At 64.2% G+C, this 15,673-nt stretch carries 10 protein-coding genes and 3 pseudogenes; 4 read left to right on the forward strand and 9 right to left on the reverse strand.

Annotated elements, in window-relative coordinates; translation table 11 throughout:
* Positions 1-71 precede the first annotated feature (71 nt).
* Both AXW84_RS11545 and AXW84_RS11550 read right to left on the reverse strand, forming a co-directional pair.
* The gene (locus tag AXW84_RS11545) at positions 72-905 is read right to left on the reverse strand and encodes a universal stress protein (protein ID WP_068233032.1); all 834 of its coding nucleotides are present in this window, start codon (positions 903-905) and stop codon (positions 72-74) included.
* A 42-nt stretch (positions 906-947) separates the two neighbouring features.
* Positions 948-3,566 carry a cation-translocating P-type ATPase gene (locus tag AXW84_RS11550; protein WP_068233035.1) on the reverse strand — a complete coding sequence of 873 codons (2,619 nt, stop codon included), beginning with the start codon at positions 3,564-3,566 and terminating at the stop codon, positions 948-950.
* Positions 3,567-3,807: 241 nt separating this feature from the next.
* On the opposite strand from AXW84_RS11550, the pseudogene AXW84_RS23990 reads away from it, so the two are divergent.
* Both AXW84_RS23990 and AXW84_RS25855 read left to right on the forward strand, forming a co-directional pair.
* Positions 3,808-4,588: pseudogene (locus AXW84_RS23990) on the forward strand (IS5 family transposase).
* 105 nt (positions 4,589-4,693) lie between these two features.
* Positions 4,694-5,014, forward strand: a complete 321-nt coding sequence (locus AXW84_RS25855) for a CsbD family protein (protein ID WP_068233044.1) — start codon at positions 4,694-4,696, stop codon at positions 5,012-5,014.
* A gap of 243 nt (positions 5,015-5,257) precedes the next feature.
* On the opposite strand, the pseudogene AXW84_RS11570 reads toward AXW84_RS25855, so the two are convergent.
* A pseudogene (locus AXW84_RS11570) lies at positions 5,258-6,208 on the reverse strand (IS481 family transposase).
* 116 nt (positions 6,209-6,324) lie between these two features.
* On the opposite strand from AXW84_RS11570, the gene AXW84_RS11575 reads away from it, so the two are divergent.
* Together AXW84_RS11575 and AXW84_RS11580 are read left to right on the forward strand one after the other, a co-directional pair.
* Positions 6,325-6,777: a cupin domain-containing protein gene (locus tag AXW84_RS11575; RefSeq protein ID WP_204248446.1), complete on the forward strand. Its 453-nt coding sequence runs from the start codon at positions 6,325-6,327 to the stop codon at positions 6,775-6,777.
* Between the two features lie 36 nt (positions 6,778-6,813).
* A complete protein-coding gene (locus AXW84_RS11580) occupies positions 6,814-7,650 on the forward strand; it encodes an AraC family transcriptional regulator (RefSeq protein ID WP_068233050.1) in 837 nt (278 codons plus the stop codon).
* Between the two features lie 58 nt (positions 7,651-7,708).
* Here AXW84_RS11580 and AXW84_RS11585 read toward each other — a convergent pair.
* From AXW84_RS11585 to AXW84_RS11610, 6 genes and pseudogenes are all read right to left on the reverse strand, one after another.
* A pseudogene (locus AXW84_RS11585) lies at positions 7,709-9,633 on the reverse strand (heavy metal translocating P-type ATPase).
* A 182-nt stretch (positions 9,634-9,815) separates the two neighbouring features.
* Positions 9,816-10,133: a hypothetical protein gene (locus AXW84_RS11590; protein WP_236943312.1), complete on the reverse strand. Its 318-nt coding sequence runs from the start codon at positions 10,131-10,133 to the stop codon at positions 9,816-9,818.
* Positions 10,134-10,150: 17 nt separating this feature from the next.
* Positions 10,151-11,167, reverse strand: coding sequence for a class I fructose-bisphosphate aldolase (locus tag AXW84_RS11595; protein ID WP_068233056.1), 1,017 nt, complete (start codon positions 11,165-11,167; stop codon positions 10,151-10,153).
* Positions 11,168-11,171: 4 nt separating this feature from the next.
* The gene (locus AXW84_RS11600; RefSeq protein ID WP_068233059.1) at positions 11,172-13,574 is read right to left on the reverse strand and encodes a phosphoketolase family protein; all 2,403 of its coding nucleotides are present in this window, start codon (positions 13,572-13,574) and stop codon (positions 11,172-11,174) included.
* Positions 13,575-13,649: 75 nt separating this feature from the next.
* Positions 13,650-14,444: an SDR family NAD(P)-dependent oxidoreductase gene (locus AXW84_RS11605; protein WP_068233062.1), complete on the reverse strand. Its 795-nt coding sequence runs from the start codon at positions 14,442-14,444 to the stop codon at positions 13,650-13,652.
* A gap of 27 nt (positions 14,445-14,471) precedes the next feature.
* The gene (locus AXW84_RS11610; RefSeq protein WP_068233065.1) at positions 14,472-15,662 is read right to left on the reverse strand and encodes an acetate/propionate family kinase; all 1,191 of its coding nucleotides are present in this window, start codon (positions 15,660-15,662) and stop codon (positions 14,472-14,474) included.
* Positions 15,663-15,673 lie beyond the last annotated feature (11 nt).

The following is a 15,673-nucleotide window of genomic DNA, read 5'->3' on the forward strand; positions in this document are numbered from 1 at the left end:
TGGTTTGGGCGGTATTCTGGCAGTCGTTTTAGTGGTGTGGCTCACGCGTATTTAGCAGCGGAATAAACCCGTTAATCAGCCGCCAGTGGCAGCAAAAGCACGGGTATCTGCGAGTAGCGCAGCACGTCGGCAATGACGCTGCCGCTGAACAGCTTGTGGACCCAGCCGTGGCCCTGGTCGAGCAGGGCCACCATGTCGGCTTCCAGCTCATCGGTGGCCTGCCAGATGCCCGAGGCGGGCCGGTTGTCCAGCACCCGGTGCAGCTCACAGTAAAGCAGGTTGTTAGCCAGGCCAGAGTGCTGCACCGCCCGCAGGCCGGCGCCGCCCTTGTGGGCGCGGTCGGGGGGCAGCACGGTAACGGGCACCACGGCGCAGTGCAGCTTCGCCAGCACCGGGGCCAGCGCCTGCCCTTGGGGCGTGAGTCGGAAGGGGTGGTCTTCCACCGCCAGCACCAGCTGGGTGGGCGGGCGCAGCTGCGCGATGGGCAGGTATTCGGGTACCAGCAGCAGGGGGTAGCCCGTGAGGTGGGCCAGGGGGAGCGGGCCGTTACTCAGCCATTCTGCCAGGGAGCCATCGGTGGCGTTGAGGCCGGCCAGCAGCAGCAAAGGCTGGTAGTGCGCCAGTACCTGCGCCACGGCCCCCTCCCAGTCGGCCTCGACAACCTCGGCCGTGGCCGGCATGGGCAGCGCCTGAACCGTTAGCCGGAGCAGGCGGTCGGCTTCCTGGATATGACGGGTAATAATGGGGCGCACTTCTTCTTCCAGGTGCAGGGTCATAGGCACCGGCGAAAACACATGCACCAGGTGCAGGGCGGCCCCCAGCGGGGCGGCCAGCGCGGCGGCATAGGCGCAGGCCCGCGCCCCGGCGGGCGAGAAATCGGTGAGGACAACGAGGTTGAGCGGCATAATTAATCAAGTAAAATATGGGGAGTGAGCACCAAAAAACAGCTAAGTTGAGGCCAGCGCGGCGGGCATGAACTGCAACGCGGGCACCGGCAGCGGGACGGCCCGCCAGCGGCTGAAGAGTTTCTGGCCTTCTACTGCCCAGAACACTAGGCTCGACACGGCCACGGTAATGCCCATTTCGCCCCACGAAAGGGGCTGGGTGTGGAATAAATGGTTGAAAAAGGGCACGTAGAGCAGCAGCAATTGGAGACCCACGCTGAGCAGCAAGGCTCCCAACAACGGCTTGTTGGACAGCAGCCCGAGGCTAAACAGCGAAACCCAGCGCGAGCGAACGGCCAACCCCAGGCCCAGCTGGCTGAAGAGCAGCATGGTAAAAACCATGGATTGCCAGTGCGCCAGGCCGCTACGCATGGCCCAGGCTTGCAGGCCTAAGGTGAGGCTGCCAAGCAGCAGGCCTGCTCCCAGAATAAACCAGCCCAGGCCAGCGGCGAAGATGGATTGCTGGGGGTTGAGGGGTGGGCGGCGCATACTATTGGCTTCGGCCGGCTCGTAGGCCAGCGCCAGGCTCAGGCCGTCCGTCACGAGGTTAATCCACAGAATCTGGATGGCCAGCACCGGCAGGGGCAACCCCAGATACGGGGCCAGGAAGACGGCCCCGATTTCGCCCACGCTCCCGGAGAGGATGTAGCGAATGAATTTCAGGATGTTGTCGTACACCCGGCGGCCTCGCTGCACGGCTTGCACAATGGTGGCAAAGTCGTCGTCGAGCAGTAGCATATCGGCAGCTTCTTTGGCCACCTCCGTACCGCTGCGGCCCATCGCGATGCCGATATCGGCCTGCTTCAGGGCCGGAGCGTCGTTCACGCCGTCGCCCGTCATGGCCACGCACTGGTGCCGGGCTTGCAGGGCGCGGACGATGCGCACCTTCTGGGCCGGGTCCATGCGGGCGTACACCCGCACCTTTTCCACCAAGGCCCCGAAAGCAGGTTCGGTGAGCTTGGCTAGCTCGGGACCAGTTAGCACCAGCTCGTCGGCCGCCGCCAGAATGCCCAGCTGTCGGGCCACGGCCTGGGCGGTCAGGGCGTGGTCGCCGGTTATCATCACGGGAATAATGCCGGCGGCCCGGCACTCGGCCACCGCCTGAGTGGCCTCGGGGCGGGGCGGGTCGATAAGGCTAGCCAGGCCAATGCAAGCCAGGCCGGTTTCGAGCCTGGCCGCGTCGAGCTGCGTGGGCAGGGCGGGCAGCAGCTTAGCAGCATACGCCAGCACGCGGAAGCCCAGCGCGGCCTGGGCATTGGCGTGCTGTTCGAGGTCGGGCAGCTGGCCTTTCTGGTCGGCGGCGAGCTGCGCAAAGAGCACGCCGGGCGCGCCTTTGGTGAGCACGAGGATGCCCTGCGGGGTTTGGTGCAGGGTAGTCATGCACTTGCGTTCGGCGTCGAAGGGCAGTTCGGCCAGGCGCGGAAACCGGGCTTCGAGGACCGGGCGAGGGTAGGCTTTTTCTGCGGCGTAGCGGGCTAGGGCTACTTCGGTCGAGTCGCCCAGCCACTGGTCATCGGGGCCGTGGCTGGCGTCGGTATTAAGGGCCATGGCGGTCAGCAGCGCGTCGGCGTCGCCCAGGGCGGGTAAGGTAAACGCCGGGTTAGCGTACACTTGCTGCGTGGTCATCTTATTGAGCGTCAGCGTTCCCGTTTTGTCGGTGCAGATGTAGGTGACCGAGCCCAGCGTTTCAACGGCGGGCAGCTTGCGCACCAGGGCGTGGTTTTGGCTTAGCCACCGGGCTCCCAGCGCCAGTGTGATGCTGACCAGCGCGGGCAGGGCCTCGGGAATGGCGGCCACCGCCAGCGAAACGGACACCAGCAGCCAGGGCAGCAGCGGCTCGCCTCGCAGCCAGCCCGTGCCGAAAAATAGCACGCAAATGACGAGTATCGCCGCCGACAGCGCCTTGCTGAGCGTGGCCAGCCGCTGTTGCAGCGGCGTCAGTGTTTCGGCGGTTTGGAGGAGGGCGGCAATTTTACCCAGCTCGGTCTGGGGCCCGGTGGCCACTACGTAGGCGGTGGCCCGGCCGTTGGTGACGGACGTACCCTTATAGCTGAGGTTGAGGCGGTCGCCGAGCGGGTACTCCCCGGCGGGCAGCGGGGCGGTGTTTTTCGCCACGTTGGCCGACTCGCCGGTGAGCGACGACTCATCGACCTGGAGGGCGTGGACTTCGAGAAAGCGCACGTCGGCTGAAATGACGTCGCCGGCTTCGAGGAGCACTGTGTCGCCGGGCACTAGGTCGGTGGCGTTCACGGTCCGGGGCTGGCCCCCTCGCAGCACCTGGGCGGGCTGCACCGCCAGCTGTTGCAAGGCGCTCATGGCCTTGCCGGCCCGGTATTCCTGCCCGAAGCCCATGAGGGCATTGAGCCCCACGATGGCCAGAATGACGTAAGTCGATTGGGCATCGCCCACTACGGCCGCGATGCCCGCCGCCGCCAGTAATACCAGTATCATCACGTCGGTGAACTGGCGCAGCAGCTGCCACCAGGCTTTTTGCTGGGGGTCGGGCAGTTGGTTGGGGCCGTATTCGGCTAGGCGCTGGCGGGCCGTGGCGGCGTCAAGACCGGCCGGCGTGGTGCGCAGCACGTGGGCTACTTCCGCAACGGACGCCAGGTAATACTCCATGAAAAGTGAAAGTGACTAGTTGTCGCCGTAGGAAACCGCAGAACGCGGAACAAGAACCCGTCCTTTTTAAAATAATACCGTTGATTACAAGTGCTTTGGCAAAGCAAGTATCCTGCAATGTTCCGGTAAGTACCCTATTCGACCCATGACGAAAATCATTGGTTGTACTGACTATTGTCAGACTAGGGCGTGTTCTCAAGAACGTGGGGGAGGCCAAAAGCGTATTGGGCTTATTTTCAAGATGAACGCCGACCGCACGTTGCTCACTGATGTTCATTGGGCGCTGCTTGCGCCCTTGCTGCCCGGCCGGGCGGGCCGGCGCGGGGTAGTCGCCAAAGACAACCGGGGCTTTGTCGAGGCCGTGCTGTGGGTGGGCCGCACGGGCCTGCCCTGGCGGGACCTGCCGCCGCACCTGGGGCAGTGGCACCGGGTGTTCGTGCGCTTCAGCCGCTGGCGCACCCGGGGCGTGTGGGCCCAGGTCCTGGCCACGCGGCAAGCCGCCGGCCAAGCGGTGCCCAGTCCGCGGCAGCGGCAGGTGCAACTCGATTCGACCACCGTGCGGGCCCACCAGCACGCGGCCGGCGCCCGTAAAAAAAGGCCCGCAGGCGCTCGGGCGTAGCCGGGGCGGCTTTTCCACCAAGCTGCACGTGGCCGGGGACGGGGCCGGCGGCCTGTTGGCCTTTGCCCTGACGGCGGGCCAGGCCGGCGATGCCCCGCAGGCGGCCGAGCTGCTCGCCCCGTTGTTGGCCCCGGCCCGGCAGGTGCTGGCCGACACGGCCTACGATTCGGATGCCTTGCGGGCCCAAATAGCCGAAACCGGTGCGGTGGCCGTGATTCCGCCCCGACCCAACCGCTTGCAGCCGCCCCGCCTCGACCCGCTCACTTATCGTGACCGAAACCAAGTCGAGCGGCTCATCAACCGCCTCAAACAGTTTCGACGCATCGCCACCCGCTACGATAAACTGGCCGATTCGTACGCTGCGTTCGTCCAACTACGCGCCATTATCCTCTGGCTAAATTGAGAACACGTCCTAGCACGGTGAGCGGTGAGGGAACATTTGTTAACCTCAACCGCTCAGCGCCAAAGCCGGCCGGCGGCCTCTTCCCCACTTTTTAGCTTGCTCTCCATGACCAAAGACACGCCCAAAAACAAGACTGGTAAAGTATTGCTCACCACCCTAGCCGGAGCTGGCGTAGGAGCCCTCGCCGGAATCCTGCTGTACTCGCAGAAAGGCATCGAGCGCCGCCGCAAATTCCGCAACCTGCGCGTCGACCACCGCCTGCGCCTGCGCGGCGACTGGAACCAGCTCAAGGGCAAGCTGCAACAAGCCTACATCCAGCTCACGGACGAGGACCTGACCTACGTAGAAGGCAAAGGCCACGAGCTAGTGAGCCGCCTGCAAGCCAAGCGCAAGCGCCAAATTGTGAAGCTGTTGAACGCCCTGTAGGGAGCGGCTTGCCGCGCCACCAGCCATTTGCCGCCGGTGCCCAGCCGCTGTTACAGCGGCTGGGCACCTTCGCTTTAGAGCGAACCAGCGATTGCGCACCAGCGCACTAAAGCAAGAATGACGATTTTATACCAGTAGCGGGCGGTGGCCTCCCGCTAGGTTTGTAGCATCATCTTCTTTAACCCTTTAGGCAACTTTCTATGCAGCGCCGTAAGTTCCTTTCCGCTAGCTTGCTGGCTAGTACTAGCTGTATGGTCCCGGAGTAAGGTCGGCCGGGTCTCGGTGAAAGAGCGTAGGATTTTTTCGCCATTCGGCGCATATAAATTCGTAGGGTGTCAGCCCTTTCAGGCGCTTGAGGCGTTTGGCAAAATTATACGCTTGTAAAAAGGCCTGCAAGTGGGTGTTGAGCTGGGCAGTTGTTTCGTAATGGAAGCGCTTAATGGTGGCCTCTTTGAGGGTGCGATTCATCCGTTCCACTTGGCCGTTGGTCCAGGGGTGGGCTGGTTTGGTAAAGCGCTGCTCGATGCCCCACGCGTCACAGAGCTGCCCGACGGGATGGCGACCTGCATGGAGGTGATGAGGTAAGTGGCGGAACTGAACCCCATTGTCGGTTAGCAGCTTGTGCACCTGGTAGGGAATCCGCGTTAAGACCTGCCGTAGAAAGTCGACGGCAATCGCCTGCGTGGCCTGCGGGTGCAGCTCCGCAAAGGCCAACTTAGCGGTGCGGTCAATGGCGACAAACAAATAAAGCTTGCCTTCTTCGGTCTGGACCTCGGCACAATCCAGGTGCAGACAGCCCAGCGGCTAGTCCTTGAACAGCGCTTTTTTGCCTGGCGTCCCCGCTTCGTCCAGCGGCAAGCGGCTGATGCCGTGCCGTTGAAAACAGCGGTGCAGGGACGAGCGACTCAGCGCAGGAATGGCCTCTGGTAGGGCATAGAGGCAATCATCCAGGGGCAAGAGCGTCTGTTGGCGAAATAGAACGATGGCTGCTTCTTCGGCGGGCGTGAGCACGGTGGAGGCGGGTTTAGGCCCCCGCACAGCCTCTTCCGTCGTCGTCCGGCTACGCCACTTGGCCACCGTTTTGGGGTCGAGGCCAAAGCGTGTAGCTAGCGTTTGTAAGCTTTCTGTACTTTGCTGGATAAGCAGCCGAGTTGCCGGCGTTGTGCGGGCGCAGCCATGTGGTATTTTGCCCATAAACACGCTTTGAAAGCAGACCCTAAAGCTAAACCATTATCCTCCGGGACCATACACCTAGCCTCGCCCTGAATGCGCAGGCCCGGCCCCTGCGCCGCACCACCCAGGGCTTCGTGGTGAAAGCCGGGGCCAGCCGATTCCACGAGCACATCCGCCTCGGGGGGCTGAGCCCGGTCGATTTTAAAGTATCGACCTCGGACACCGACGGGGCCCTGACCATCGGCGAGTACACGGGCTTCGACAAAGGCGGGCCGCCGCTGCACATCCATCCAGACCAGGACGAGGTGTTCATCGTGATCGAAGGTGAGCATTTGTTTCAGGTTGGCGACTTGCGCCACCGCCTCACGGCGGGCGATACCATCTTCATCCCGCGCAACGTGCCCCACGCGCCGGCCCAAGTTTCGGACAAGAGCAAGTACCTGTTTTTCTTCACGCCGGCGAGCCAGATGGAGGACTTTTTTCGGGCGCTGGGCAAGGTGAAGTCCATCGGCCAGCCCTCGCTGGACCAGATGGCGGGCCTGTTTGTCAGCCACGGCATGAAAATCGTGGGGCCGCCATTAACTTGGTAGTCGCCCCGGCCGGATAACCATCTGCTCCTGCGTCGTATGATTTACCAATTCATTCAGCCCGCCCCCGCCCTGCGGCCCTACATTCGCCAGTACCAGCTGTTTCATTTCACGTTCGACCGGCACGCGCCCATTCCCGTCAAATCGTATCCGGCCTGCCCCGAAGAAGGTTTTTCTTTCTTTCTGCGCGGCCGCCTCCAAACCGAATGCCCCGAGCTGGGCACCACGGAAACCTGCGCCCGCGCCGCTATTTTTGGCCTGCCCGACTACCGGCAGAATTTCCGCGTGCCCGACGATTTTATGCTGCTGCACGCCTGGTTTCAGCCGGGGGCCTTGTTCAAATTTCTGCGCATTCCGATGCCAGAGCTGCTGCACCAGGCCATTGACGCCGAGGCGGTGTGGGGCAGTGAAATACGCTCCCTGACCGAACAGTTGGCTAACACCGCCAGCTACGCCGAATTGCCGCGCATCCTGGACCAGTTTTTCTGGCAGAAGGCCCGGCAGCTGGTGCGCGAAGACCATCCGCTCGACCACATCGGGCAACGGCTGCTGGCCCAGCCGGGCAGCTTTGAGCTTAGCCAGCTGGCCGCAACGGCCTGCCTGAGTCCGCGGGCTTTCGAGCGGCGCTTCGAGCAGCAGGTGGGCGTCACGCCCAAATATTTTGCCCGCATCTGCCGCTTCTGGATGGCCATTAAGCACAAGGAAAGCGACTCGGCCATCGACTGGCTGAGCCTGGCCCTGCACCACGGCTACAGCGACTACCAGCACCTGGCGAAGGACTTCCGGCAGTTTGCGGGGGTGACGCCCAGCCTGCTGCTCCAGCAAGTGGCCCAAGACCCGGAGCACCTGCTTCGGCTCACGCCCGAGCAGCGCTAGCTTCGTACCGAGTGGTAATGCCAGCCCCAACTGGATTTGTTGCTCGGCGTATAGCTCGTTACTTCAGCGACCGGCGCAAGAGCTGCGCGTTCAGGGCCACGATGACGGTGCTGGCGCTCATGAGCACCGCGCCCAGGGCCGGGCTCAGCACGAAGTGCGGGTAAAGCACCCCGGCGGCCAGCGGCAGGGCGATGACGTTGTAGCCCGTGGCCCACCACAGGTTCTGGCGCATCTTACTATAAGTGGCTTTGCCGAACTCCACGAGGTTGGTGATGTCGGTGGGTCGGCTGTTGACGAGGATGATGTCGGCGGTTTCGGCCGCGATGTCGGTGCCCGAGCCCACGGCGACGCCTACGTTGGCCTGCGCCAGGGCCGGGGCGTCGTTCACCCCATCGCCGGTCATGGCTACAAACTGGCCCTGAGCCTGCAAGTCCTGGATAATTTTCACTTTCTGGTCGGGCAGCACCTGGGCGTATGCCCCGTCGAGGCCTAGTTCTTTCGCCACCGCATCGGCCACTTGCTGGTTGTCGCCGGTAGCTACACCTTGATGCCCTGGGTCTTGAGGCGCTGCACGGCCTCTTTCGAGTCAGCGCGGAGGCGGTCGGACAGGGCTACGTAGCCGGCCAGCTTCCCATCGAGCAGCACGAATACCACCGTTTCGGCCGCGTTGCCTCTGGCATCCGGGGGTAGGGCAGTGTGTTGTTCCTGGAGGTAGCCGGGGCTTGCTACTACCACCGCCTGGCTAGCTACCGCGGCAGCTACCCCCTGGCCGGTCAATGACTTGAAGTCCTGCACTGGGGGTAGGGAAAGGCCGCGCTTATGGGCTTCGCGCACGATGCCCTGGGCAATGGGGTGCTGCGACTGCCGCTCCAGGGCGGCCGCCGTGCCTAGCAGACCGGCCTCGTCGAGGCCTGGGGCCAGCACCTGCACGCGGGTCACGCCGAACGCGCCTTCCGTCAGCGTGCCGGTTTTGTCGAACACCATGGTCGTGATTTTACGAGCTTCCTCGAAGGCCGTGCGGTTGCAAATCAGCAGGCCCTTGCGAGCCGAAATGGCCGTGGAAATGGCCACCACCAGCGGAATGGCTACCCCCAGCGCGTGGGGGCAGGCCGTGACCATCACCGTGATCATGCGCTCGATGGCAAACGCCGCACCCTTGCCCAACCACAGCCATACGGCCAGCGTGCCCAGGCCCCCCACTAGCGACACGGCCGTGAGCCAGCCGGCGGCGCGGTCGGCCAGAGTCTGGGTTTGCGACTTGGTGTCCTGGGCCTCACCCACCATCTTGACCACCTTGCTTAAGTAGCTGTCCGCGCCCTGGTGCGTGACCCGGACGCTGAGCGCGCCCTCGCCGTTGACCGCTCCGGCGATGACCTTGCCGCCCGCCGACTTTTGCACCGGCACGCTTTCGCCCGTCAGCATACTTTCGTTGACTGCACTGCTGCCTTCAGTCACTTCGCCATCGGTGGGAATCCGCTCGCCCGGCCGCACCAAGACTACGTCGCCGACCGCCAGGCTCATGACTTTTACATCACTGATTTTATCGCCATCATTTTTGTGGGCCTCAGCAGGCAGCAGCTGCACCAGCAGCTCCAGCGCGCGCGAGGCCCCGGCCACCGATTTCATTTCCAGGTAGTGGCCCAGCAGCATAATATCAATGAGAGTGGCCAGCTCCAGAAACAGGTCCATGCCCCGCAGCCAGCCCATGGCCACGGCCACACTGTAGCCGTAGGCGACGCTGATGGCCACGGTTACCAGCGTCATCATGCCCGGCTGCTGGCTGCGCAGTTCCCCCGCCGTGCCGCTGAGAAACGGCCAGCCACCGTAGCCATAAATGACTGTCGCCAGCCCCAGCAGCACCGGCGTGCTGTAGAGGGAAGTGAAGTGGTAGCCCACCAGATTCTGGAACATCATCGACCCGGCCACGAGGGGCACCAACAGGGCCAGGCACACCCAGAACCGGCGCAGGAAGTCGGTAATCATGGCCCCGTGGTCGTGCCCGGCCATTTTGCTGTGGTCCATCGGCACGGGGGCCGCGCCTGCCAACGCCGCGCGTAACACGTGGTCGGTTTGGGCATTCCCTTTGGTAATTTCCATGATGAGCCGAGAATAGGAGGTAGAAAAAAGCGCAGTTATCCCGTGCGCGGGTCGGTGGCGAGCGCCGCTTACGTGGCCAGGCGGTAGGCCACCAGCCCAATGCCCACGGCGTAGAGCCAGGTGAAAATCAGTTTGTTATGCCGCGCCAGGCCATTGGGCAGAAAAATATCGAAGTTGTCTTTCCTGGAATCGGAGTACTGCCGGGCCAGCACCGTCAAAGGGCAGTGCCGGTCGAAGCGCGCCAGCACGAGGCCCTCCCCCACTACCAGGCCGATGGCGACCCAGGTATAGGTGGTTAGCCGGTCGGCCAGGCCGCTGTACAGGATGTAAAAAATGGCGGTGACAAAAAAGGCCCAGATTGCCGTGTGCAGGAGTTTGATTAGCAACAGCTTCCGGGCGTTGCTCATGCGTGGGCTGCTGCGGCCTCCCCTACCCCCACCGCCGCCCGGTTGCTTGCCACCCGGCTCAGCAGCGCTTGCTGGGCAGCGGCCACGTTGGCGGGCTGGCTGCCCCAGGCCTCCAGCGCCGGCTGGTGCAGCGCCCGGCCAAAGGAAAACGTGAGCGCCCACGGCAGCCGCCCACGGCGTTCGTGCATGGCCGCCAGGTGGCGCGTGGCCTGCTCGGGCGACTGCCCACCCGACAAAAACGCCACGCCCGGCACGGCCGCCGGCACCGTGCGCAATAGAGAGGCCAGGGTCGCGTCGGCGACGTGCGAGGTGGTAGGCTGCTTGGGACACTCGTTCCCGGCCAGTACCATGCTGGGCTTCAGAAGCATCCCTTCCAGGGCCACGCCCTGGGTGCGCAGCTGCGCAAATACTTCGTGCAGCACGTCCTCCGTCACGGCCGCGCACTGGGCCAGCGAGTGCGGGCCGGTGAGCAGCACTTCGGGCTCCACGATGGGCACCAGGCCAGCCGCCTGGCACAGGGCGGCGTAGCGGGCCAGCGCGTGGGCATTAGCTTCTATGCAGGCCCGGCTGGGCCGGTCGGTGCCGATGGCCAGCACCGCCCGCCACTTGGCGAATCGGGCACCTAGCCCGGCATATTCGGCCAGGCGGGCGCGTAGGTCGTCGAGCCCTTCGGTCACCTGCTCGCCCGGAAAGCCGGCCAACTCGTGCGCGCCCACATCCACCTTGATGCCCGGCATGATGCCCGCCTGCTGCAAGATTTCCACGAAGGGAACGCCCACCGCCGTGCGCTGCCGGATGGTTTCGTCAAATAGAATGGCCCCGCTGATGCCCTCGCCCAACCCCGGCGTGGTCACCAACAGTTCGCGGTAGGCGCGGCGGGCTTCCACCGTTTCGGGAATGCCGAGAGCGGCGAAGCGGGCGTTGCAGGTGCCGGTGCTTTCGTCCATCGCCAGCAGGCCCTTGCCGGGGGCTACCAGCGCCTGGGCGGTGGCGATTAAGGAATTTATATTCATGGTGTTATGCTTTCCACTGCCAGTTGCGCACCTCGGGCATGTCCTCGCCGTGGGTGGTGATGTACTGGCGGTGCTCCACCAGCTTATCCTTGAGATGCTGTTTGAGGTACGCGCCTTTGTTGCCGAGCTGGGGCACGCGGTCGAGCACATCCATGGCCAGGTGAAAGCGGTCCATGTCGTTGAGCACCGTCATGTCGAAGGCCGTGGTGATGGTGCCTTCCTCTTTGTAGCCGCGCACGTGCATGTGCTGGTTGTTGGCGCGGTTGTAGGTGAGGCGGTGCACCAGCCAGGGGTAGCCGTGAAAGGCAAAAATCACCGGCTTGTCGCGGGTAAACAGGGCATCGTAGTCGGCGTCGGGCAGGCCGTGGGGGTGCTCAGTGTGGCGCTCCAGCTTCAATAAATCGACTACGTTCACGACCCGGATTTTTAACTCGGGCAGGTGCTCGCGCAGGATGCTGGCGGCGGCCAGGATTTCCAGCGTGGGCACGTCGCCGCAGCAGGCGAGCACGGCGTCGGGCTCTTGGCCGGCGTCGGTGCTGGCCCAGGGCCAGAGGCCGATGCCTTCGGCGCAGTGCGTGCGGGCGGCGTCCATACTCAGCCACTGCGGGGCGGGGTGTTTGCCGGCCACGATGACGTTCACGTAGTGGCGGCTGCGCAGGCAGTGGTCCATCACCGAGAGCAGGCAGTTGGCATCGGGCGGCAAATACACGCGCACGATGCTGGCTTTCTTGTTGATAACGTGGTCGATAAAGCCGGGGTCCTGGTGCGTGAAGCCGTTGTGGTCCTGCCGCCATACGGTGGAAGTCAGCAGGTAATTCAGCGAGGCAATGTTGCGCCGCCAGGGGATTTCAAGCGTCATTTTCAGCCACTTGGCGTGCTGATTGAACATCGAGTCCACGATGTGCACGAACGCCTCGTAGCTGTTGAACAAGCCGTGGCGGCCGGTCAGCAGATATCCTTCGAGCCAACCTTCGCACTGGTGCTCGCTCAGCATTTCCATCACCCCGCCGGCGAGGGCCAGAAACTCGTCGTTGGCTTCCACGGCCGCGTCCCACTGCCGGTTGGTCACCTCAAACACGGCGTCGAGCTTGTTCGACAGCGTTTCGTCGGGGCCGAAGATGCGGAAGTTGCGCGGAGCGGCGTTCAGCTTGAGCACGTCGCGCAGAAACTTGCCTACCGTACCCGTATCACTGGCCTCCACGGCCCCCGGCGCGGGCACAGCCACGGCGTAGTCGCAGTAGTCGGGCAGGTGCAAATCGTGGAGCAGCAGGCCACCGTTGGCGTTGGGATTGGCCCCCATGCGATGGTCGCCGTGCGGGGCCAGCTCGGCCAGCTCGGGGCGCAGGCGGCCGGCTTCATCAAACAATTCTTCGGGCTTGTAGCTTCTGAGCCAGGCTTCTAGCTGCGCCAGGTGCTCGGGCGGCGCGCTGGCCGACACGGCCAGCGGCACCTGGTGGGCGCGGAAGGTACCCTCATTGGGCCGGCCATCAACCTCTTTCGGGCCCGTCCATCCCTTGGGCGAGCGCAGCACAATCAGCGGCCAGCGCGGCCGGGTGAGGTCGCCGTGCTCGCGGGCCTGCTGCTGAATCTGGTGGATGTCGCAGACCACCTCTTCCAGTGTCGCCGCCATGGCCTGGTGCATCAGCTCCGGCTCGTGGCCTTCCACGTAGTAGGGCGTCCAGCCGTAGCCGCGTAATAATTGGTCCAGCTCCTCATGGGTGATGCGGGCCAGCACTGTGGGGTTGGAAATCTTGTAGCCGTTGAGGTGCAGAATGGGCAGCACCGCGCCGTCGGTGGCCGGGTTGAGGAACTTGTTGGAGTGCCAGGCGGTGGCCAGGGGCCCGGTTTCGGCCTCGCCGTCGCCAATTACGCAGGCCACAATCAGCTCCGGGTTATCGAACACCGCCCCAAAAGCGTGGCTGAGCGAGTAGCCCAATTCGCCGCCCTCGTGGATGGAGCCCGGCGTTTGGGGCGAGGCATGGCTGGAAATCCCGCCGGGGTACGAAAACTGCGTAAACAGCCGTTTCAGGCCGATTTCGTCCTGGCTAATATCCGGGTACACCTCGCTGTACGTGCCCTCTAGGTAGGTGCCCGCCACCACCGCCGGCCCGCCGTGCCCCGGCCCGGAGAGGTAAATCATGTTCAAATCGCGCCGCTTGATGATGCAGTTGAGGTGAGTGTAGATGAAGTTCTGGCCCGGCGTGGTGCCCCAGTGCCCCAGCAGCATCTTCTTGATGTGCCCCAATTGGAGCGGCTCGCGTAGCAAAGGGTTGTCGCACAAGTATATCTGGCCCACCGAGAGGTAGTTGGCCGCCCGCCAGTAGGCATCGAGGCGCTGCACCACTTCGGGCGCGAGTGGCTTCGTAGCGGGGCGGGCAATGGGGGGCGTGAGGGTGGTAGCTTCCATTTAATTTGGTGGTTTTGAAGTATAAATGCTGGTTCTTATTCTTGCGGCAAGGGGCAGCTAAGGCTGGCGGGGGCACTAGTGGCTTTCTTGCATGAAGCGACTTGACATGGCCAGTTTCAGCCCGCGAAACGGCACCAAGCTGATGCCCAGGGCAAGCAGCTTGTTTTTCCAGCCCGTTACCACGTTTAGCTTGCCCTGCTGCATGGCCTGGTAGCCTAATTTCGCTACGGTAGCGGCACTCAGCAGCTTGCCCTGCGCCTGGGACCACTGGCCCATGCCCGCCCGCGCCACGAACCCGGTGGCCGTGACGCCGGGGCTCAGCACCGTGGCCGTCACCCCGGTGCCTTGCAGTTCGGCGTGCAGGGCCTCGGTGAAGTGCATCACGTAGCTCTTCGACGCGCCGTAGACCGCCATGTGCGGCACCGGCTGAAAGGCGGAGGTCGAGCCTACGTTCAGGATGCGGCCCGCCCGGCGGCGCACCATATCCTGGGCCGCCAGGGCCGAAAGTAGAGTGACAGCCAGCACGTTGAGGGTCAGCATACTTTCGTAGGCCGCCAGGTCTTCCTGCACTACGTCTTTGTAGGAGCCGAAACCGGCGTTATTGACCAGGTAATCCAGCGCGATGCCCTGGGCCTGGCACTGCTGATACACGGCGGCCGCCTGGCCGGCTTCGCCCAGGTCGGCCGCCAGGCAGGTGACCCGGATGCCGTACTGGCGTTCGAAGTCCGCTTTGATTTCATCGAGCTGCGCCTGGCGACGGGCCACCAGCACCAGGTTGATGCCATCGCGGGCGAAGAGCTTGGCCAGCTCGTAGCCGATGCCGCCGGTGGCCCCGGTGACCAGGGCCGTTTGTGAACTAACAGGAGCCATAAAGTACTGAATTTTAGTATTTACTAGTTAGGGGGTGAGGTACCCGGCCACGAGCTGCGCAATCAGGCGCTCCTCGTCGGTCGGAATCACGCGCACCACTACCCGACTGGCCGCACTGGAAATCACGCTCGCGTGCGTCGCATTGTACGCCGCGTCGAGTTCGAGGCCCAAAAACGCCAGCCCGGCGCAGATGCGGGCGCGCACCTCAGCCGCGTGCGCGCCGATGCCGCCCGAAAACACCAGTGTATCCAATCCGCCGAGCACGGCTGCATAGGCTCCGACCCACTTGCGGGCCTGGTAGCAGAAGAGTGCCACGGCTTCGGCCGCCCGTGCGTCGGTGGCCTGGGCGGCCAGCAAATCCTGCATGTCAGCGCTGGTTTCGGATACGCCCAGCAAACCCGATTCGTGGTTGATGAGGTGGTTGAACTCCTTGGCCGTAAGCTGCTCGACTTGCAGAAGGTAGGCGGCCACGCCGGGGTCAAGGTCACCAGGGCGGGTGCCCATCACCAGGCCGGCGGCGGGCGTGAAGCCCATGCTCGTGTCCTGGCTCTGGCCATCCAGCACGGCCGCCAGGCTGGCCCCACTGCCCAGGTGCGCCAGGATAACCTTGCCCCGTGACGCCGCCGGCCCCGCCTGCCGGGCCAGCTCTTCGAGCAGGTAGGCATAGGAAAGCCCGTGGAAGCCATAGCGACGCAGCCCCCGCGCTTCAAAGCGGCGAGGCAACGGCAGCTGCTGCGCCACGCGGGGCATATGCTGGTGGAAGGCGGTGTCGAAGCACGCCACCTGCCGTAGCTGGGGGTAACGCTCGTGCAGGGCCAGCATAAGCGCTAGCTCGCCGGGCAGGTGGTCGGGGTCGTAGGCGGTCAGCTGCTGCAAGTCAGTCAGCAAGGCCGGCGTAATGAGTTCGGGGGCCTGGTGCGTCGGACCACCATACACCACCCGGTGCCCCACGGCCGCCACGCGGGCAAAAACCGCGTGCCGGGCCAGCCAGTCCACTAGGAAGCTAGCCGCCGCCACCGGGTCGGCGGCGGTGGCTGGGCACGTGGTGGGGCTGGTATCCGCCGCCTCGCTGAACGTGAGCCGGGTGCCGGGCTGGCCAATGCGGTCGAGGTGGCCGTGCAGTTGGCGCGTCGGCGCGTCGCCCGGCCCGTACACCGCAAACTTGATGCTGGACGAGCCGCCGTTGAGGACTAGAATAAGGTCAACTACGGCGGGCATACGGGGGTAGG

The sequence above is a fragment of the Hymenobacter sp. PAMC 26628 genome, from assembly GCF_001562275.1.
Classification (GTDB): domain Bacteria; phylum Bacteroidota; class Bacteroidia; order Cytophagales; family Hymenobacteraceae; genus Hymenobacter.